The 19,596-nt window shown below is 71.0% G+C and carries 17 protein-coding genes and 1 pseudogene; 7 read left to right on the top strand and 11 right to left on the bottom strand.

Annotation, left to right across the window (positions count from 1 at the left end; translation table 11 throughout):
- Together NMK44_RS32815 and NMK44_RS32810 are read left to right on the top strand one after the other, a co-directional pair.
- Positions 1-215 (top strand): annotated as a pseudogene (locus tag NMK44_RS32815) (hypothetical protein); the annotation flags it as partial.
- Positions 212-1,291 carry an SIS domain-containing protein gene (locus NMK44_RS32810; RefSeq protein WP_254749957.1) on the top strand — a complete coding sequence of 360 codons (1,080 nt, stop codon included), beginning with the start codon at positions 212-214 and terminating at the stop codon, positions 1,289-1,291. The pseudogene NMK44_RS32815 and the gene NMK44_RS32810, both read left to right, overlap by 4 nt.
- Before the next feature lie 57 nt (positions 1,292-1,348).
- Here the strand turns inward: NMK44_RS32810 and NMK44_RS32805 are convergent, their stop codons facing one another.
- The gene (locus NMK44_RS32805; protein WP_254749955.1) at positions 1,349-2,470 is read right to left on the bottom strand and encodes a hypothetical protein; all 1,122 of its coding nucleotides are present in this window, start codon (positions 2,468-2,470) and stop codon (positions 1,349-1,351) included.
- A gap of 335 nt (positions 2,471-2,805) precedes the next feature.
- On the opposite strand from NMK44_RS32805, the gene NMK44_RS32800 reads away from it, so the two are divergent.
- Positions 2,806-3,705 (top strand): aminoglycoside phosphotransferase family protein, encoded by a 900-nt coding sequence (locus NMK44_RS32800; RefSeq protein WP_254749953.1) that lies wholly within the window; start codon positions 2,806-2,808, stop codon positions 3,703-3,705.
- A 54-nt stretch (positions 3,706-3,759) separates the two neighbouring features.
- Here NMK44_RS32800 and NMK44_RS32795 read toward each other — a convergent pair whose 3' ends face one another.
- Complete coding sequence (locus tag NMK44_RS32795; protein ID WP_254749951.1) at positions 3,760-4,335, bottom strand: TetR/AcrR family transcriptional regulator; 576 nt, start codon at positions 4,333-4,335, stop codon at positions 3,760-3,762.
- A gap of 101 nt (positions 4,336-4,436) precedes the next feature.
- On the opposite strand from NMK44_RS32795, the gene NMK44_RS32790 reads away from it, so the two are divergent.
- Positions 4,437-4,883, top strand: coding sequence for an anthrone oxygenase family protein (locus NMK44_RS32790; RefSeq protein ID WP_254749949.1), 447 nt, complete (start codon positions 4,437-4,439; stop codon positions 4,881-4,883).
- A gap of 37 nt (positions 4,884-4,920) precedes the next feature.
- On the opposite strand, the gene NMK44_RS32785 is transcribed toward NMK44_RS32790, so the two are convergent.
- Positions 4,921-5,886 (bottom strand): LysR family transcriptional regulator, encoded by a 966-nt coding sequence (locus tag NMK44_RS32785; RefSeq protein ID WP_254749947.1) that lies wholly within the window; start codon positions 5,884-5,886, stop codon positions 4,921-4,923.
- A 94-nt stretch (positions 5,887-5,980) separates the two neighbouring features.
- Between NMK44_RS32785 and NMK44_RS32780 the strand changes: the two genes are divergently transcribed.
- The gene (locus tag NMK44_RS32780; protein WP_254749945.1) at positions 5,981-6,385 is read left to right on the top strand and encodes a RidA family protein; all 405 of its coding nucleotides are present in this window, start codon (positions 5,981-5,983) and stop codon (positions 6,383-6,385) included.
- A gap of 113 nt (positions 6,386-6,498) precedes the next feature.
- Here NMK44_RS32780 and NMK44_RS32775 read toward each other — a convergent pair whose 3' ends face one another.
- The 3 genes from NMK44_RS32775 to NMK44_RS32765 form a co-directional block, all read right to left on the bottom strand.
- The gene (locus NMK44_RS32775; protein WP_254749943.1) at positions 6,499-7,350 is read right to left on the bottom strand and encodes a DUF8017 domain-containing protein; all 852 of its coding nucleotides are present in this window, start codon (positions 7,348-7,350) and stop codon (positions 6,499-6,501) included.
- Positions 7,351-7,450: 100 nt separating this feature from the next.
- Entirely contained in the window at positions 7,451-8,140 is a 690-nt protein-coding gene (locus NMK44_RS32770) for a TetR-like C-terminal domain-containing protein (RefSeq protein ID WP_254749941.1), read from the bottom strand.
- A 172-nt stretch (positions 8,141-8,312) separates the two neighbouring features.
- On the bottom strand, positions 8,313-8,666 hold the full coding sequence (locus NMK44_RS32765) for a YybH family protein (protein ID WP_254749939.1): 354 nt from the start codon (positions 8,664-8,666) through the stop codon (positions 8,313-8,315).
- Positions 8,667-8,728: 62 nt separating this feature from the next.
- On the opposite strand from NMK44_RS32765, the gene NMK44_RS32760 reads away from it, so the two are divergent.
- A complete protein-coding gene (locus NMK44_RS32760) occupies positions 8,729-9,703 on the top strand; it encodes a helix-turn-helix transcriptional regulator (RefSeq protein WP_254749937.1) in 975 nt (324 codons plus the stop codon).
- A 28-nt stretch (positions 9,704-9,731) separates the two neighbouring features.
- On the opposite strand, the gene atzF is transcribed toward NMK44_RS32760, so the two are convergent.
- From atzF to NMK44_RS32735, 5 genes are all read right to left on the bottom strand, one after another.
- A complete protein-coding gene (atzF, locus tag NMK44_RS32755) occupies positions 9,732-11,453 on the bottom strand; it encodes an allophanate hydrolase (RefSeq protein WP_254749935.1) in 1,722 nt (573 codons plus the stop codon).
- Positions 11,450-15,040 (bottom strand): urea carboxylase, encoded by a 3,591-nt coding sequence (gene uca / locus NMK44_RS32750; RefSeq protein WP_254749933.1) that lies wholly within the window; start codon positions 15,038-15,040, stop codon positions 11,450-11,452. The genes atzF and uca overlap by 4 nt, the downstream gene beginning before the upstream one ends.
- A gap of 72 nt (positions 15,041-15,112) precedes the next feature.
- Positions 15,113-16,792 (bottom strand): purine-cytosine permease family protein, encoded by a 1,680-nt coding sequence (locus tag NMK44_RS32745; protein WP_254749931.1) that lies wholly within the window; start codon positions 16,790-16,792, stop codon positions 15,113-15,115.
- A gap of 130 nt (positions 16,793-16,922) precedes the next feature.
- The gene (locus NMK44_RS32740) at positions 16,923-17,657 is read right to left on the bottom strand and encodes a GntR family transcriptional regulator (RefSeq protein ID WP_254749929.1); all 735 of its coding nucleotides are present in this window, start codon (positions 17,655-17,657) and stop codon (positions 16,923-16,925) included.
- 151 nt (positions 17,658-17,808) lie between these two features.
- On the bottom strand, positions 17,809-18,492 hold the full coding sequence (locus NMK44_RS32735) for a nitroreductase (protein WP_254749927.1): 684 nt from the start codon (positions 18,490-18,492) through the stop codon (positions 17,809-17,811).
- A 397-nt stretch (positions 18,493-18,889) separates the two neighbouring features.
- Between NMK44_RS32735 and NMK44_RS32730 the strand changes: the two genes are divergently transcribed.
- Entirely contained in the window at positions 18,890-19,477 is a 588-nt protein-coding gene (locus NMK44_RS32730; protein WP_254749925.1) for a NuoB/complex I 20 kDa subunit family protein, read from the top strand.
- Positions 19,478-19,596: the final 119 nt, after the last annotated feature.

Genomic DNA, 19,596 nt, shown 5'->3' with positions numbered 1-19,596 from the left:
GCCTCGGCGCAACCAGCCTCTCCATGACCGCCACCGCCATCCCCTACGTCCGCACCACCCTCGCCAAACACACCCTCGCCCAATGCGAACGAGCCGCCGCAGCAGCACGAGCAGCCGACACCGCCGAGGAGGCGCGGGAGGCCGCACGGGCTGTGCTGTCGGGCGATGACGAGCGGAAGACGGCGTCACCACACCACCGGGAGACCAGCTCATGACCACCGAGACCACTGACATCCCGCCCCGGCCCGAGTCCCGTCCCGGTCGGATCATGTCCGGTGAGATGGCCGAGCAGCCCGCGGTGTTGCGGCGGATCCTGGAGGAGGGGGCGCCGCGGATCCGGGAGACGGCGGAGCGGATCGCGGCCCGCAAGCCGCGCTTTGTGCTCCTGACCGCCCGGGGCACCTCCGACAACGCCGCGCTGTACGCCAAGTACCTGCTGGAGGTGCTGCTGGGCAAGCCCTGCGGTCTCACCTCCATGTCCACCACCACCGCGTACGGCGCCCGGCAGGATCTCACCGACGTCCTGGTGATCACGGTCAGCCAGTCGGGCGGCTCCCCGGACCTGGTCGCGTCCACCGAGGCCGCCCGCGCGGCCGGTGCCATCACCCTGGCGGTCACCAACAACGCCGAATCGGCCCTGGCCGCCGTCTCCGAGTTCCACATCGACGTAGTGGCCGGGCCGGAGAAGGCGCTGCCCGCCACCAAGACGTACACCGCCGAACTGCTCGCCCTGTACCTGTTCGTCGAGGGGCTGCGTGGTGGCGACGGCTCGGCCGCCAAGGCGCTGCCCGACCTCGCCCAGCAGGTCCTGGATCGGCAGGCCGAGATCAAGCAGCTGGCCGCCCGCTACCGGTTCGCCGAGCGCATGGTCCTCACCTCTCGCGGCTACGGCTATCCCACCGCCAAGGAAGCCGCGCTCAAGCTCATGGAGACCAGCTACATCCCGGCGCTCTCCTACTCCGGCGCCGATCTGCTGCATGGTCCGCTGGCGATGGTCGACAACGTCTCCCCGGTGATCGCGATCGTCCCCGAGGGCAAGGGCGGCAAGGCGCTCCAGCCGGTGCTGGAGCGGCTCCGCGGCCGGGGCGCCGACCTGGTCGTCATCGGCGCCGAGCAAGAGGTACGGCGCGCATCCGCGGGCTTCGTCCTGCCGACGGCCGATGTGGCCGAGGAGGTGCAGCCGATCCTGGAGATCCTGCCGCTCCAGATGCTCGCTTACGAGATCACTGTCGCCCGAGGCCAGGATCCGGACGCGCCGCGCGCACTGGCCAAGGTCACCGAGACCCGCTGACCGGGATGGCGCGGACGGGCCCGGGGCAAGCTGCCCCGGGCCGTCCCGTTCAACGCGTCAGCCGACGCAGTTGGGCGGGATGAACGGACTCCCGACGCAGTTGGTGGGCTGGTTGTTGGTGATCGGGGAGTTGATGGTGGTGTAGGGCACGCTGGAACTGATGCCCCCGGGCTGTTCGGGGGCGGAGTTGTTGGTCACCGGCGTGTTGATCAGGCTCAGGCTCCCGTCGTTGTCGATGCCGCCGGTGTCGCCGTTCGCTCCGGCGACCCTGTTGAAGGTGACCCGGCTGTTCCTGAGGGCGAGGGAGTTGTAGTTGCCGATGGCTCCGTCCTCGCCGATGTTGACCGTGTTGCGGCTCACCGTGGTGTTGGTGAGCGTGGTGACCGCGTTGTTGTAGAAGCCCGCGTCGAATCCACCAGGGCCTGCCACGGTGTTGTCCACGATGCTGCTGTTGTTGAAGACGACTGTGCCACCGTCGAAGTCGCCTCCGCCCCCGCCGTCGGCGGCGTCGTTGTCGCTGATGGTGGTGGAGTTGACCGTCGAGGTACCCGCGTCGCTGTTGAGTCCGCCGCCGTATTCCCCGGCGTGGTTGAAGGTCAGGAAGCTGCTGTTGATGGTGGTGGAGTTCTCGTTGTCGACTCCTCCGCCCTCGCTTCCGTTGCTCTCGGCGGAGTTGTGCGTGACGGTGCTGAACGAGATGGCCGCGGTGCCGTTGACGCTGATGCCTCCGCCGTTGCCGTCGGCCACGTTGTCCCGGATCGTGACGTCTCTCAGCAGCCGCAGGGTGCCGCCGCTGTCGACGAGGATGCCTCCGCCGTTGCCAGTGGTGTCGCCGCCGGAGACGGTGAGTCCGCTGGTGAGACTGAGCGCGCCGCCCGAGCCGACCTGGATGATGCGGAACTGCGGGGCTTCGTCATCGCGTGTGATGGTCGCGTTGTTGCCGACGATGGTGAGGTTCTTGTTGATGACGGGGAGCCCGTTGGCGCCGATGGCGGTGTCGAGCGAGTAGGTGCAGCCCGCGGTGAGGACGAGGGTCTGTCCGGAGGGGGCGTCGGTGATGGCATTGATCAGGTCCGAGGTGTCACACGGGACGACGGTGGCCGCCTGGGCTGGGAGGGACGGGCAGCCGACGGCCAGTGCGGCGCAGCAGGCGGCGATCAGGGTTCTGAGCAGGCGCATGGGCGACCCTTTCCACGGCTGTCGGGAGGCGTGCCGTCCGGTGGGAACCACCGGACAGGAGGTCAGGTGAGGACGGTGGTTCCGGACGAGCCAGACATCAGTTACGCAGCAGGGTGGGTGAGCGACAAGGGACGTGAGGGGACGCCACCTGAACAGCGCAGCGCCCGGCGCGTTGGCCCGTCGTTCCGTGAGCCCGGCGCGCGGCGAAGGGTGCCTGGTCGGCCCGCGGGGCTTCCAGAGCGTAGGAAATCCCGGTGCGGAGGCTGTTGTCGGGCTGCCATGATGGGCGCCGCTTCACGCCTCGGCCCGCCACCCAAGAGCCTGGAAAGGTCCGCATGCCCACCGCCCAGACGTACGCCGATGAACCGGATGCCGAGATCCCCCGGGTACGTCGCGCGATCGCGGCGCAGTTTCCGCGGTGGGCCGGTCTTCCCGTCGCACCGGTGGGCAGGGAGAGCACCTCCAACACCATGTACCGCCTGGGCGAGGACAAGGTGGTGCGGTTCCCCCGTGCGGCGGGGTCCGCCGCCGACATCGCGAGGGAGCACACGTGGCTGCCACGGCTCGCCCCCGCCCTTCCCGTCGCCGTCCCCGTGCCGTTGGGGAAGGGAGCACCGATGGAGGGGTTCCCCTGGCCATGGTCGGTGTACCGCTGGCTGGACGGCGAGAACCCGGTCCCCGGACGTATCACTGAACCGGGGCGGTTCGCCGAGGACATGGCGGGGTTCATCACCGCGTTGCGCCGGATCGATGCCACGGACGCGCCGCCGTCCTATCGGAGCGAACACCTGGCGGCGCGGGACGGCGCCACCCGGTCGGCGATGCGGAAGGTGCGCGCGGAGATCGACGCCCACGCGACCACGGCCGCGTGGGACACCGCGCTGCGGGCGCCCGTGTGGCAGGATCCGCCGGTGCTGGTCCACGCGGATCTGCAACCGGGCAACCTCCTGCTGGACGGGGGGCGGCTCAGCGGGGTCATCGACTTCGAGTGTCTGGGCCTCGGCGACCCCGCCGTCGATCTGATCGTGGCGTGGTACGTCCTCCCGGCAGGCGCGCGTGACGCCTTCCGTACGGCGGTGGCGGCCGATGACGCGGTCTGGGCGCGCGGACGGGGCTGGGCGCTGTCGGTGGCACTGGTCGAACTCGCCTCCTACCGGGACACCGACCCCGTGATGGCGGCGACCGCACGCCATGTCATCGGTGAGGTGCTCGCGGACGGCGAACACACCCGCTGACCCGGCCCGTTCCGGTGCGCACACCGGTGGGCGGCCGCCGCCACCGAGGGGCCGTCAGTGTCCGGCGAGGCGCTCCACCAGGATGTCCAGCCGTCGTGAGGCATTCGCCTGGGGGAGACGGCCCGAGCGGGTGAGCGCGGCCAGTCCGTGCAGGGCGGACCAGAACACCTCGACGAACAGCGCCGGTTCGGTGTCTCCCGCGATGTCGCCGAGGGTCTCGAGCAATGCTCCGAACGCCTCGCGCAGCGGTGCGGGCGTGGTCTCGTCGGCGAACAGCAGACCGGTGTCGAGGAGGAACATCGCGTCGTAGAGCGCGGGGTTGCGCTCGGCGAAGTCGATGTAGGCGTGGGCGAGTGCCGACACCGCGCCACGGTCCTCCGGATCCTCGGCCACCGCTCGCCGGATCGCCGTGGTGAGTTCGGCGAATCCCTCCAGGGCCACGGCCCCGACGATTTCTTTCTTGCCACGGAAATGGCTGTAGAGCACGGGCTGGCTGTACTCGATCCGCTCCGCCAGCCGCCGCGTGGTCACCGCCTCCCAGCCCTGGGACTCGGCGAGGTCACGGGCCGTCGCGACGATCAACTGATGGCGCTGGGCCCGCTCGCGTTCCTTGCGCTCCTGTACCGACATGGTCCGATCCTAGCATCGCTAGACATTCGAGCGATGAGTGTCTAGCATCGAATCGCAATCTAGCGATGCTAGAAATCGTACCCAGGGCCCTTGGAGGAGACATGGAGAGCACTCTCGCCGTCGTCACGGTGGTGGTTGTCGGGCTGCTGGTGGGTGTGGAGTTCGCGGTCGCGGTCTTCCTCAATCTGATCTTCAAGCGGTTGCCGGGCGACGGTGGCCTCGTGGGCCGCACCGAAGGAGCCCGGATCCTGGGCGGGGTGATGCCCTTCTGGTACATCGGCTCGGTTGTGCTCGGCGCGGTCTGGGCGGGGCTGACCTGGGGCGACCCCGGCGCGGGGCTGGTCGCCGCGGCCGCGGCCCTGCTCGTCCTGAGCGTGCTGATGTCGATCGTCCTGCTGGTCCCGATCAACTCCCGCGTCGCCCGGTGGACGAAGGACAGTCTCCCGGCCGACTGGAAGGAGCAGCTCGGCCGCTGGGACCGCTTCCACTACGGCCGCGTCGGTGTCATCGTCACGGCGTTCGTCCTGCTGGTCCTCGGTATCGCCTGAACACTCCGCACGGTCCCCCCCCCGCGAGTCCTCCCGGTCAGGACGCGGGGGGTGTCGGCGGCTCCGGGTCGGGGGTCGTGCCGGGGGTCGGTCTCGCCCTCGATCGCACCGTATCGGTCCGCGTCAGAGCGTCCACGAAGCCCGCGGCGGCGTGCGAGGGCGCGGCGTGGGTCTGCCGGAGCACGGCGTAGACGCTGCGGTACGGAGGCTCGCGCAGACGACGCACGGACAGGTCGGGGCGGAGGGCCGGAAGGAGGAGGGAGGGGGCCAGGAGGATGCCGAAGCCGGCGGCCACGAAGGCCTGTTTGCCGAGCCACCCGCCGCACTGGGTGCCGAGGCGGGGTGTGAATCCGGCGCGGGCGCAGGCCGTGGCGAGGGCGGAGGCCGAGCCCGCGTAGTCCTCGACCCATGTCTCGTCGGCGAGTTCGGCGAGATCGAGGGCCCCGGCCGCGGGGTCCGCGAGCCGGTGGCCGAGGGGGAGCGCGCACAGCAGTTCGTCGTCCAGGAGGTGGGTGGCGCGCAGGACTTCGTGTGCGGGCAGGCCCGGTGGGTAGTCCGTGACGACGGCCACGTCGAGTTCGCCGTCGAGCAGACGGGGCAGCAGGTGCGGCGACACGTCCTCGTCGAACTCGACGCACACGGCCGGGCGTTCGGCGCTGAACACCGCCAGCGCTTCGGGCAGCAGCGCCGCCGAGGCCGACGGCACGGCCCCGACGCGGATGCGCGCCGCCGCCGTGCCGTAGCGGGCGACCGCGGCGACCTCCCGCTCCGCGCGGTCGAACTGGGCGAGTATCTCCGTGGCGTGCTCCAGGAGCGCGGCGCCCGCGGGCGTCGCGCGTACGCCGCGTGCGTGGCGGCAGAGGAGGGAGGCGCTCAGGTGCTTCTCCAGGGAGGAGATCTGCCGGGAGAGCGCGGATTGCGTGTAGCCCAGCGCCTGGGCCGCCGAGCTGATCGAGCCCCGGCGGCACACTTCGGCGAACGAGCGCAGTGCGGTGACGTCCATGGCACACAACCTAGTTGAGGTATGCGCGAGGGGCATGGCTTCCCTGCTGAATATGCGCTGGTGTGATGGGTGGGACAGGGTGAGGATGGCGTACATGAGCGAGAAGACAGAGATCACCCATATCCCCGAGCCCGAGGGCGTCGTGCCCGGGAACGGTTACACCAACGTCGTCACCGGCACCGGACGGCTGGTCGCGGTCGCCGGACAGATCGCCCTCGACAGCGACGGGAAGCTGGTGGGAGAGGGGGACGCGGAGGCGCAGACCCGGCAGATCTTCGAGAATCTCCGGCGGTGTCTGGCCGCGGCGGGAGTCGGCTTCGACGAGGTCGTCAAGCTCACGTACTTCGTCACCGACATCGCGTATCTGCCCGCGATCCGTAAGGTGCGCGATGAGTTCGTGGACACTTCGCGCCCGCCTGCCAGCAGCGCCGTGCAGGTCGCCGCGCTGTTCCGGCCCGAGCTGCTGGTGGAGATCGAGGCGTTCGCACTCGCCCCGTAGGCCCCGGCGGCCGGATGGAGTGCCACGAGGGCCTCCGCGCGGTGGGGACACGAGATCCCCACCGCGGGCGGAGGCCCTCGCGGCGAACGTGTCGGGGGCCCGGCCCCCGTGGCTCAGCTGTCCGTCGACCGGACCGTGCTCATGACCTTCTTGATCTCGGCGTCCGTCAGCGCCTTCGGCACTCCCTGGTCCGCGTAGATCACCCAGCCGTGCATCGTCCCGTCGGGCAGCTTCTGCGCGATGCTGTGCACGACGGCCTTGGGCGGAACGCACGAGCTCGGGCGGTTGGTCACGGTGACCTCGGCGGTCGCGGTGTAGCCCTCGATGCCGCCCTGCTTCCACGGCTTGGCCTGGCTGACCTTGATCTTGGGCTTGTGGTCCGGACCGCCGTACGCGGCGAAGCCCCAGTTGCCCGCCCAGTTACGGGCGTTCTCCTGGAGGGTGCCGTCCGTGCCACCACCCGTGGTGCCGACGGTGGCGAGCTGGCCCTTGCCCGCCTCACCGACGGCCTTGGGGTTGGGGCTCGACCCGCATCCGCCCTGACGGTAGTTGGCCGCACCGTTCATGACGACGATCGGCTTGCCGGCCTTGTCGGTGTAGGAGAGGGATGTGTCCTTCTCGATGACGTTCCACTTGTCGGCCTTGGCGGGCACGTCGTAGCGGAAGTGGTGCTTCTCGGAGGTCTGCGTCTGCCACCCCGCGACCACCGGTCCGCGACCCGACGGCTTCTTCGGGGAACCGGGCGCGGACGACTCCGCCGAAGGGGCCTTCGACTGCGAGGCGCCCTTGTCCTTGTCTTTGCCCTTGCCCTTGGAGGAGGAGTCGGTGTCTTCGTTGCACGCGCTCAGAGTGAGGGCTACGCCGATGCCGAGGGCTGCGATCAGGGTCTTCTTCATACGTCGGGAGGTCGTCCGGGTGGACGTCTGGTGCTCGGCGTTTCGCTCGAGGATCTTTGACTGAGGCATGACCGAAACTCTAGGTGACCTGCGCTTCCGTCCTTCGCCCAGGTGCAGGTCCATTGCGAGACGGATACCGGCTCGTGACAACGGAACGGCCCGGCGGAGCCTACGCGTGAGTGGGGAGCGCGGCGGCAGCGGTGCCGCCGCGACGGCCCTCCGCCCGCTGCCCGCCGCCGGATTCCGCTTCCGACGGGGTGAACGCTCCCGCCCGGGCCGCCAGATACGCCGCCTCGGCGCTCGTGTGCACCAGACGGGCGTCGACGGTGCCGCGCAGGATGAGGATGCGGTAGTAGAACGGGGCGCTGAGGGCTTCGATGACCTCTCTGGCGTCGGGCTCCACGGTGAGTTCGCCGCGCGCGACGGCACGGTGCACGAGCTGGGTGACATGCTCGATCCGGGCGGTGAACGCGCCCCGCACGATATCCGCGATACGCGGATCGTGCGCGGCCGCCACCACGACCCCTTCGATGAGGTGCCGATTGCGGGGTGTGGCGTGGAACTCGGCGATGTTCTCGGCCAGTTCCCGCAGGTCCTGGCGGAGGTCACCGGAGTCGGGGATGGGAATCGTGGTCCCCTGCTGGGCCAGCAGATCACCGATGACACCCTCGACGGTGCGCCAGCGGCGCCGGATCGTCGACACATGCACGCCGGAGCGCGCTGCCAGCTTGTCGAGGGTGAGCGCGCCGATGCCCGCCCCGTCGAGCTCGTCCAGGGCAGCCGTGAGGACGGCGGTACGGGTACGGGCGGTCCGCCCGCCGGGGCGGGTCGAGCCGTGTGGTGGTCGCTCAGTCATCATCGGTGCCCAACGTACACAACATGTTCACCCCCGGCCCCGGCCCCTCCACGGCTTCGGCGGATATGCGCGATGCGGTGGGCGCGGCGGTGCGGCGGTGCGGGGGTGCGAAGGGCGGCGGTCAGCCGGTGCGGTCGGCGGTGGGCTCGGGCACGCCGGCCCACCCGCCACCCCGCTACGGCGTGAGACTCGGCTGGTCCGCGACCCAGAGCCACGACCCGTCGGGCTGGCGACGGGCGATCTCGACGGATACGTCGTCGTTGGTCTGTGTGGCCGCCGTCATGGCCAGATCGCCGGTCACCAGTGGCGGGTGCTGCCTGCCCGGGGAGAGCACCGGTGCGGCCGCCACGAACTGCTCGAATACCTTGCGGATCTCCGCATGGCCGGTCGCGAGGTTGCCCGGCGGGAAGGCCAGCACGGCGCTCGGCTCGTACAACGCCACCAGTCCGTCGACATCGCCCGCATTGGCGCGCTCGATGAAGTACCTGCCCAGGTCGTTCGGCTCAGTGGCTGCTTTGTTGTGTGTCATGCCGAGAAGCCTCGCAATGAATACACGACATCCTATGTCGCGTATTCCGATAGGGTTTTCGTATGCGCGCCGACCGGTTGGTATCGCTGGTACTGCTGCTGCGACAGCACGGTCGGCTGTCCGCGACCGCGCTGGCTCGCGAGTTGGAGGTGTCCACCCGCACCGTGCTGCGTGACATCGAGGCGCTGTCCGCCGCTGGTGTCCCGGTCTACGCCGAACGCGGTCGGCACGGCGGCTTCGCGTTGCTGCCCGGTTTCCAGACCGAGCTCACCGGGCTCAATCACGACGAGGCACTCGCCCTGCTGGTCGCCGGATCGCGGCGCGGCGCGCAGGTATTCGGACTCGGCTCGGCGCTCGCGTCCGCGATGCGCAAGGTGGTCGACGCGCTGCCCGAGAGCTATCGGGCCACCGCGGCCGGTGCGGCTCGGCGATTGCTCATCGACCCGGACACCGACCTGCTCTCGCGTCGCCGGGTCGTGGAGGAGGTGCCGGACGCCATCGTGGCCGAGGTCCGGCGCGCGGTGTTCGCCGGACACAGGCTGCGCATCCACTACGCGGCCGTGGACCAGATCCCGAAGTGGCGCACGGTGGACCCGATCGGCCTGGTCACCGTGCGGGACCAGGGCTACTTGCTGGCCACGCGGTCCGGCGCGGACCGCACCTACCGGCTGTCCCGTGTCCTGGCCGCCGAGGAGCTCGCGGAACCGGCACAGCGACCGGACCGGGTCGATATGGACCGCGCCTGGCAGGAGCGCAGCACACGGTTCCGGACCGGCGGTGACCAGGTCACCGTGGTGGTCCGGATGACCCCGGCGCGGCGGGATGACCTGGTGGGCACCGCGCTGGCCGTCCTCGCCGAGGAAACCGACGCGGATGGCCGGCTACGGCTGGAGGTGACCTTCCAGGACTCGCGACATGCCGAATGGGCAATGTGGCACCTCGGTACGGACGCGGAAGCCCTGGACCCCCGGTGGTTGCGCGACTCCCTGCGCGACCGCGCCGCCGCCATCGCCTCGCATTACGGAGTGTCATCCTGAGGAACGGACCCCGCCCCGCCCGCACCCCTCATGCGCCGGCGCGCTCGGCCAGGTACGCCGGCCAGCTTCCGTACGCCGTGATGTCCGTCCCCGCTTCCGCCGCCGCCGGATCCGTGTGGAAGCCCAGCACCCAGCTCCCGTCGGCGAGTTCGAGGCGGCCCAGGAACATGGGCGCGGGGAGGGCGGCGAGGAAGTGGCCGAGGGCGGCGGGGGAGAGGGTCCACCGTTCTCCGGTGATCGCCGCGCCGTCCGGTGGGGGCACCCGGAGGAGGCCCGGCTTGGGCGGGGTGGTGTCCAAGGCGATGAGACGGTGGACGGGGGCCGTGCGGATCTCCCCGCGGAAGCGGGCCCCGGCGTCCGTGAGCTGGTGGTTGAGGGGCTGGTGGCGCAGATGTGCGCCGAAGACGGCCAGGTCGACACCGTTGCCGGGGTAGGGGGCCGGGGCCTGTTCTGCGGTCAGGAGGGCCGCGATATCGATGGCCACCTGGTCCTCGAAGGCCCGGGTGATGACGCTGACACCGAACGGGCTGCCGTCCGCCTCGCCCGCGGGGGCCGCCACGGCGGCCAGGTCGACAAGGTTGACGAAGTTGGTGTAGGTGCCCAGACGGGCGTTGATGGCCACCGGGTCGGCCTGTACGGCGGCGATGTCCGGGTGTTCGGTGGTGGTCGGCAGGAGCAGCGCGTCGAAACCGGAGAGGATGCGGCGGGCCGTCGCCCGGTAGCCGTCCAGGCGCTCCAGATCGTCGACGAGCGCGTGGGCGGGGAGACCGGCGGCGGCCAGGATGATGGCGCCGACCGTGGGGTCCGCCGCCGTGGGATCCTGGGCGATGAAATCGCCCACGGCCGCGTACCGTTCGGCCACCAGCGCCCCGTCGTACAGCAGCTTCGCGGCCTCCAGCAGCGGACTGACGTCGATCACCGCGGTGTGCGCGCCCGCGTGTTCCAGCCGTTCGACCGTCTCGTGGAAGGCGGCGCGGGCCTGGTCCGAAAGGGGCGCGAGGTCCTCGTCGCGGGGGACGGCGACGCGCGGGTTCGGCGGCGCGGACAGCCGTACGTCGTCCGGCCAGGCCCGGCCGCGCGGATCGGCCTCGTCCGGGCCGGTCATCTGCGCCAGCGCCCGCTGTGCCTCGGTGAGGGTGCGGGCGAAGACGGTCACCGCGTCGTACGAGCGGGCGGCGGGCACCACACCGCTGGTGGGGACAAGACCGAGGGTGGGTTTGACGCCGACGATGCCGTTGAGCGCGGCGGGGACCCGGCCCGAGCCGGCGGTGTCGGTGCCCAGCGCCACATCGGCGATGCCGAGCGCCACCGCGACCGCGGAACCCGAGCTGGAACCGCCGGAGACCTTCTCGGGGCGCAGGGCGTTGCGGACCGGGCCGTGCGGGCTGCGGGTGCCGACCAGTCCGGTGGCGAACTGGTCCATGTTGGTCTTGCCGAGCACGATCGCGCCCGAGGCCACCAGCCGCAGCACGGCGGACGCGGAGACATCGGGGGTGTAGGCGTACGCGGGACACGCGGCCGTCGTGGGGAGCCCGGCGACGTCGATGTTGTCCTTGACCGCCACCAGCGTTCCGGCGAGGGGCAGTTCCTCCCCGGCGGCGATACGGGCGTCCAGCGCACGGGCCTCGGCCAGGACGGCCGACTCCTCACGCAGCGAGATCCACACCTCCGGTCGGTCGGTCTCGGCGATGCGCCGGTAGGCGGCGGCGACGCGCTCCGCGCAGCGGGGCGGGGACGGGATCCGGTTCATGCGGCTTCTTCCCTCACGAGGACGGCCAGCGGGGTGCCGGCGTCGATCTGCTGTCCGGCGGTGACGAGTATGTCGGTGACGGTGCCCGGGGCCGGGGCACGCACCACGACCTCCATCTTCATGGCCTCCAGGACGACGAGTGGCTGGCCCGCCTCGACCGTGGCGCCGGGGCCCGCCTCCACCTTCCACACACTGGAGCTCAGTGGCGCCTCGACCAGGCGGGAGCCCGGTGGCGCGGCGACGGGGGCGAGGGCCGGGGCCGGAGCGGCGGCCGGGCGTTCGGTGAGTTCCCCGGACGCCTCCCAGGCGCGGCGTTCCGCGGTGAAGGCGGCGGACTGGCGGGTGCGGAAGGCGGCGATGTCCTCGGCGTTCTCCCGCAGGAAGCGCTCATGCTCGGCGAGGGAGAAGGTACCGGGCCGGATGTCGAGTCCGGTGCGGCCGGAGGCCAGGTCGGCGCGGATGTCGAGGAGTTCGTCGGATGAGACGGGGTGCCAGATGACACGGTCGAAGAAGCGCAGGAGCCAGGGTGTGCCGTCGGCGAACGAGCGGTGCGGGCGAAGCCCGCCCCAGATGGGCACCGTGCGGCCGATGAGCTGGTACCCACCGGGGCTTTCCATCCCGTAGACACACAGGTAGGAGCCGCCGATTCCGACGCCCGCCTCGGCGGTCCACGTCCTGGCCGGGTTGTACTTGGTGGTCACCAGGCGGTGGCGTGGATCGAGCGGGGTGGCGGCCGGGGCGCCGAGGTAGACGTCGCCCAGGCCGAGGACGAGGTATTCGGCGTCGAAGACGGTGCGCCGTACGTCGTCCGCCGATTCCAGGCCGTTGATACGGCGGATGAACTCGATGTTGGACGGGTTCCAGGGGGCGTCGTCCCGTACGGACGCCGCGTAGCGCGCGATCGCCTCTTCCACGGTCGGGTCGTCCCAGGACAGCGGGAGGTGAACGGCCCGGCTGGGGACGGTGAGGTCCTGGGCGGCCGGGAGGTGGTCCTCGGCCTCCTGGAGCAGGGCGAGGAGGGTGCGCAGCGGCAGTACGCCGGGGTCGGTGTGCAGGTGCAGGGAGCGTACGCCGGGGGTGATGTCGACCAGACCCGGCGGGCGATGCTCCGTCAGATGGCGTGCCAGGGCGTGTACGCGCATACGCAGGGCCAGGTCGAGCGTCATGGGTCCGTACTCGACGAGGATGTTGTCATCGGCGCCGCGCCGGTAGGTCACCTCCGGTGTGGTGTCGGTGGCGGCGCGGCGGGCCAGGACCCCGTCGTCACCGTCCGCGCCGTCGGTGGCGAGGGTGAGCAGGGCCGGTGCGCGGCGCAGTGCGTCGGCCGTGGCCTCGGTGACGGGGGCGAAGCGGACGGTGTCGCCGGGGCGCAGCTGACCGGCCTTCCACCGCTCGGCGCTGACGATGGTGACGGGGCAGGCGAAGCCGCCCAGGCTCGGTCCGTCGGGGCCGAGTACGGCGGGGGTGTCGCCGGTGAGGTTGACGGCTCCGACGGAGTACGCGGTGTCGTGGACGTTGGAGGGGTGGAGTCCGGCCTCGCCGCCGTCCCGGCGTGCCCAGGCGGGTTGGGGGCCGATCAGCCGGACGCCGGTGCGTGCCGACTGGGCGGAGACCTTCCACTCGGCCGTGTACAGGGTGGCCAGGCCCTCACGGGTGAGGAAGTCCGGTGCGGCGTGCGGTCCCTCGCTCACCGCGATCCGCCACTCGGTGGTGCAGTGCGGTCGGGCGCGGACCGGTACGGGTGCGGGCGCGGGGGCGTCGCCGTCGTGTGCGGCGGGGCGCAGCACATCGCCGGTGCGCAGGGCGCGGCCCGCGTGACCGCCGAAGCCGCCGAGGGTGAAGGTGGCGGCGCTGCCGAGGTACGCGGGTACGTCGAGGCCGCCGCGGAGGAGGATGTACGTGCGCATCCCGGGTCCGTCGGCCGTGCCGACCTCCAGCAGCGCTCCGGCGGGTATCTCCAGCGGTTCCCACTGGGCCGCCGGGACACCGTCGACCGTGACGGGTGCGGGGGCGCCGGTGACGCAGACGACGGCCGGGTGGGAGAAGCGCAGGGCGGGGCCGTCGAGGGTGCACTCCAGGCCGGGCGCGCCCTCGGGGTTGCCGAGCGCGGTGTTTCCCAGGCGGAAGGAGCGGTCGTCCATCGGGCCGCTGGGCGGGATGCCGACCTCCCAGTAGGAGATCCGGCCCGGCCAGTCCTGGACGGTGGTCAGGGTGCCGGGCCGCTCCACGTCCACGCGTGCGCGGCCGTCGGTGACGTCGGCGAGGGTGGCGGTGGTGTGCCGTGCCGTGACCACGGACGGGTGGCGGCAAGCGGCCCGGAGCAGGCCGAGGTTGGTCTCGACCCCGTCGATCCGGGTGCGGGAGAGGGCGTGGTCGAGGCGGGACAGGGCCTCGGCCCGGGTCGGACCGGTGGCGATGACCTTGGCGAGCATCGGGTCGTAGGCGGTGGACACCTCCTGGCCGGTCTCCACCCAGCTGTCCACGCGGACGTCGTCGGGGAATTCGACCCGGGTGAGGAGCCCGGCGCTGGGCCGGTGGTCACGGGCCGGGTCCTCGGCGTAGAGGCGGGCCTCGACGGCGTGGCCGTGGCGAGGGGGACCGTCGTCGGGGAGCCCGTCGAGGAATCCGGTCTCGCCGCGGGCCAGCCGCAGCATCCAGCCGACCAGGTCGACACCAGTGGTCTCCTCGGTGACCGGGTGCTCGACCTGGAGACGGGTGTTGACCTCCAGGAAGGAAGCCTCCTCGCGGTCGGCGTCGTACACGAATTCCACCGTACCGGCGGACCGGTAGCCGACCGAGGCGCACAACGCCCGTGCACTGAGGTGCAGTTGGGACCGGAGCGCGGACGGCAGACCGGGAGCCGGAGCCTCTTCCAGGACCTTCTGGTTGCGGCGCTGGAGCGAGCAGTCGCGGTCGCCGAGGCTGACCACCCGGCCGGTGCCGTCGCCGAAGACCTGCACCTCGACGTGGCGGGCGTGGGTCACATACCGCTCCAGGAAGACCCCGCCGTCGCCGAAGCTGCCCCGCGCCAGCCGCGTCACCCGGGCGAATGCCTCGCGCAGCTCCGCCGGACCGGTACACGCCTGCATCCCGATACCGCCACCGCCGCCGGTCGCCTTGAGCATCACCGGATAGCCGATCTCCTCGGCCGCGCGCAGCGCGTCCCCGGCGTCCGCCAGCAGCCCGCTGCCGGGCAGCAGCGGCACCCCGGCGTCCAGCGCGGCGGCACGGGCGGTGTGTTTGGCGCCGAACACCTCCAGCTGGGCGGGTGTGGGGCCGGCGAAGACGAGCCCGGCCTCCTCCACGGCGGTGGCGAAGGCGGCGTTCTCCGACAGGAAGCCATAGCCGGGGTGAACCGCTCCGGCACCGGTGGACAGGGCGGCGTCCAGCACCCTGTCGGCCCGCAGATAGCTGTCGGCGGCGGGCGCCGGGCCGAGGTGTACCACCTCGTCGGCCATCCGGACGTGGGGTGCGCCGCGATCGGCGTCGGAGTACACCGCCACCGTCCGCAGACCGAGGGTGTGCGCGGCGCGGATGACACGGCAGGCGATCTCTCCGCGGTTGGCGATGAGCAGGGTGTCGAACACGGCGGCTCCTCCGGGGCAGGGCAGGGCGAGGTGGGGTGGGGTGCGGGGTGGCGCGGCGCCGGACGGCGGGGGCTACGCGGCGGGCGGCTGGGCGGGCAGCACGTGGTCACCGGCCCGGTCGGTGCTCAGGCACAGGGAGCACACCACCGCCCGGTGCGTCCGGCAGGCGGTCAGGTCCGGGCGCTCGTACGACTGGTGGCACACATGGCAGTCGTAGGTGATCGCGCTCGGGTTGCCGTCGGTGTCCAGGAGGGGTTCGTCGATGCCGTCGTCGGTGCGCCGCAGGTAGTACCTGCCCCGGGTGACGACCGCCATCAGCGGGGTGAGGACGAAGGCGATCAGGGCCGCCGCGACGGGCGAGTACGGCTGGAGGGTGTCGCCGAGCAGGCGGAAGTACACGGCGATGGAGAGGCCCGAGGCGGCCATGAACGCCACCACACCCACCGGGTTGACCGCGTAGAGCATCCCCCGGCGGAACTCGGGCGCGTGCGGGGAGAGTTTGAGCAGGTACTTGTTGACCAGGATGTCGGTGGCCACGGTCACCACCCAGGCGATCGCGCAGTTGGAGTAGAAGCCCAGGATGTCGTTGAGAAAGCTGAACATGTCGGCTTCCATCAGCACCAGCGCGAAGCCCAGGTTGACCAGCACGAACACCATACGGCCGGGGTAGCGGCCGGTGACCCGGGTGAAGGAGTTGGTCCAGGCGAGCGAACCGGAGTAGGCGTTCGTCACATTGATCTTGATCTGGCTGATCACGACCAGAACCACCGCCAGCGGGATCACCAGCCACGACGGCATCATCGTGTCGAAGGCGCCACGGAACTGCTGGATCGGCTCGGGAGCGGCGGCCGGTCCGACCTCGGCCAGGACGTAGACGGCGAGGAAGACACCGATGGCCTGCTTGAGCGCCCCGAGCACCACCCAGCCCGGACCCGCCGTGATCACGGCGGTCCACCAGGCGCGCTTGTTCGCCGCGGTCTTGGGCGGCATGAAGCGCAGATAGTCGATCTGCTCACCGATCTGCGCGATGAGGGACAGACAGACGCCCGCGCCGAGGAGGACGGAGGCCGGATCGAGTGCGCCGTCGCCGTCCGTGCCTGCGTAGGCGAGGAAGCGGTCGACGCTGCCGGGGTCCGTGACGACCAGGTACAGCAGCGGGGCCACCATCAGCAGCAGCCAGACGGGCGTGGTCCACACCTGGAGTTTGCTGAGTGCCTTCATACCGTAGATGACCAGGGGGATCACCATCAGCGTGGAGACCAGATAGCCCAGCCACAGCGGCAGTCCGAGGCCGAGTCTGAGCCCCTGCGCCATGATGGACCCTTCGAGGGCGAAGAAGATGAAGGTGAAGCTGGCGAAGATGACGCTGGTGAGCACCGAGCCGTAGTAGCCGAAGCCGGAGCCGCGAGTGATCAGGTCGAGGTCGATGTTGTAGCGGGCCGCGTAGTACGCGAGGGGGAAACCGGTGATGAAGATGACCACGGCGGCGACGGCGATGGCCACGAGCGCGTTGCCGGTGCCGTGGGCCAGGCCGATTCCGGCGCCGATGGAGAAGTCGGCCATGTAGGCGATACCGCCGAGCGCGGTGGTCGCCACGACCGCCGGTGTCCAGCGGCGGTAACTGCGCGGTGCGAAGCGGAGGGTGTAGTCCTCCAGTGTCTCCTTCACCGCCTGGTCGGTCCGCGGGGATCCGGAGGGGATTGCCGATGAGGTGTCGTCCTGCGTTGTCAGCCGTGGCTCGGTGGTGCTCATACCACGCCTCCTCGGGAGTGCGGTGGGTGGTGCCGGATGTGCCGTGCGGGCGGCCGGTTCCCCGTGTGGCGTCGTCGGCAGGACGGGGGATCTTCTGGGGGGTGATCCGGAGAAGGGGAGGAAGCGGAGGTCAGAGCCGGTCGGCGTGGAGCGCCATCTGTGTCACGGCGCGCTGGGCGCGTTCCATCACCACGGCCATCGAGTCACCGACATGCGCGTGCAGCGCCCGGTATCCCTCGTCGAGGCGGCCGTCACGGACGAGTTCCATGATCTCGATGTGTTCGGTGATGGTGGTCTCCACCCGGTCCCGGGTGAGGAAGTCGTACATCCGCACCCGGCGGATGCGTTCGCCGACCGCCACGAGCGCCTCGGTCAGGGCGGGGTTGCCGGAGGCGCGGGACAGCTCGGCGTGGAACCGCTCGTCCTGGACCACGAAGCGCGGGTCGGGGGCCGGGGGAGCGGCGCGCATCGCGTACCAGCGCTCCAACTCGGCGGCGAGGAGGGCCGGATCGTGCTGTACGGAGGGGTCCTCGATCGCCCGGGCGACCCCTCTCAGCTCCAGGGTGACCCGGAGCTCGTAGAGGTCCTTGAGCCGGCCGAGGTTGGGCACGGTGGCGAAGAAGCCGCCGTCCCCGCGCTCGATCAGCCCGTCGGCGTGCAGCCGGGCCAGCGCTTCGCGCACCGGTGTCCGGGACACCCCGAACCGCGCGGCCAGCCGCAGTTCCGCCAGTGCTTCGCGCGGTCCGAACTCGCCGTTCAGGACGGCGTTCCGCAGCGTCGCGTAGACCGTCCCACCGAGCGAGGACGCGGGTCGGGCCTCCGGTGCGGAGGCGGTGTCCAGCCGCGTATACAGCTCTGCATCCATGGGCGGATACGCTAGGAACGGCGTGTTTCCCTCAGGGCCGCGCTCCTGTGAAGGGCTCGTTTCGGAGACCTCACCGCGCCCGACGGATGCCGCGCGCACGGCGGAAGGCCGCCACCCCGAGGGGCGACGGCCGGTACACGGGGGCTGCCGGTCAGCTGTGGAAGCGGGTGGTCTCCGACAGCTCGGCGCGCGGCATGCGGACCTCGTTCCTCGGGGAGGACTCGTCGGCGTAGCCGAAGGAGATCCCGAATATGAGCTTGTTGTCGCTGATGCCGAGGGTTTCGCGGATGGTGTCGCAGAAGAAGCCCAGGGACGCCTGCGGGCAGCTCGCGACACCGTGGGCGGCCATGGCGAGCATCAGCGTCTGGGCGTAGATCCCGGTGTCATTGGCCATCCGCTCCTCCGCGTTGGGCGGCATGAACATCAGCGCCACGTGCGGGGCGCCGAAGAACCGCAGATTGTCGCGGAGGATGACATGACGTCCCTCGTGGTCATCCCGCGCGATCCCCATCGCGCCGTACATCCGGGCGCCCATGTCCCGGCGCCACCGGTCGCTGTTCCCGGAGTACATCTCGTCGCTGTAGGGGAAGTCGAAGGTGAACTTGTTCTCCTCCTTCGCGGTGAGCAGGGACTTGCTCAGCCGGTCGCGGGTGCCACCGCTCACCACCTCGACCAGCCACGGCTGGGTGTTGGACGAGGAGGGCGCGGCCCCGGCCAGCGAGAAGATGTCATGCAGGGTCTGCTCGGGGACGGGGTCCGGGAGGAACGCCCGGGTGGCACGCCGACCGCGGATCAACTGCTCGGCGTAGGCGGACATCTGCGGGGTGGCGGACATGCGCATCACTTCCTTGGGGTCATGACGAGAGTCGGTGGAGAGACCGGGCGGCATGGCGCGTGTCCCGAGGGGTGTCCCGGCTGTCCACCGGACGGCACCCCGCCGCGCTGCCTGCCCGCAGCAACTCTCGCCGCGCTCCCTTCCGGCCCGGTGAGTAATCCCTACTCACCCCGGGGACGGAGGCGGCCCCGTCGGTCTGCTCGGCGCACTGCACCGTACCGGAGGAAGCGAACCGACGCACCCGTTCCGGCAGTGAGTAATCGTTACTCATCTTCCGGCGGGCCATGCCCGCGTCCGGTTCCGGTCCGGCGTCGACCGGCTACGTTGGGTGAGGATCGTCAACGCCCTGATCAGGCAGGACTTACCGTCCCCGGACCCTTGGAACAGAGGTGCTGGTGTGGGTATCGAAGAGAGTCTCCCGAGCGGTTTCGCCCTCACGACCGTCGAAGCCATCGCGGGAGCGGCGCGCAAGTCGTCGATGTTCCCCGCGGTTTTCGGCCTGGCGTGCTGTGCGATGGAAGTGATGGCGACCGGGGGCGCCAGACACGATCTGTCGCGGTGGGGGATGGAGTACTGGCGCGGGCCGAGACAGGCGGATCTCATGATCGTGTCGGGGCGGGTCAGCCAGAAGATGGCTCCCGTGCTGCGCCGTGTGTACGACCAGATGCCCAACCCCAAGTGGGTGATCGCCATGGGGGTGTGTGCGTCCTCGGGCGGGATGTTCAACAACTACGCGGTGGTGCAGGGGGTCGATCACATCGTCCCGGTGGACATCTATCTGCCGGGGTGTCCGCCCCGCCCGCAGATGCTCATGGACGCCGTCGTCAAGCTGCATGAGCAGGTCCGGTCCGCGGCGCTCGGGGTGAACCGTGAGGTGGCGGCGCGCGTGGCGGAGGAAGCGGCGCTCCGCGCCCGTCCCGTCATCGACGTACCGCTGCTGCCGAGCGATCCCCGGACGCCGGGGGACGTCCGGGGATCCGCGTGAGGGCGTCCTCCGCGGGGTGGTGAACGCCGGTTCGGTGAGGGCCGGTTCGGCGGGCGGCCGCCCCCCCCCCGCCCCCGCCCCGCCGGGCGGCCGCCGCGCCCCCCCCCGCGAGAGGGCCG

The sequence above is a fragment of the Streptomyces cucumeris genome (assembly GCF_024295805.1).
Classification (GTDB): Bacteria; Actinomycetota; Actinomycetes; order Streptomycetales; family Streptomycetaceae; genus Streptomyces; species Streptomyces cucumeris.
Note: the sequence above shows the minus strand (reverse complement) of the source record. Positions and strands in the feature narration are given on the sequence as shown.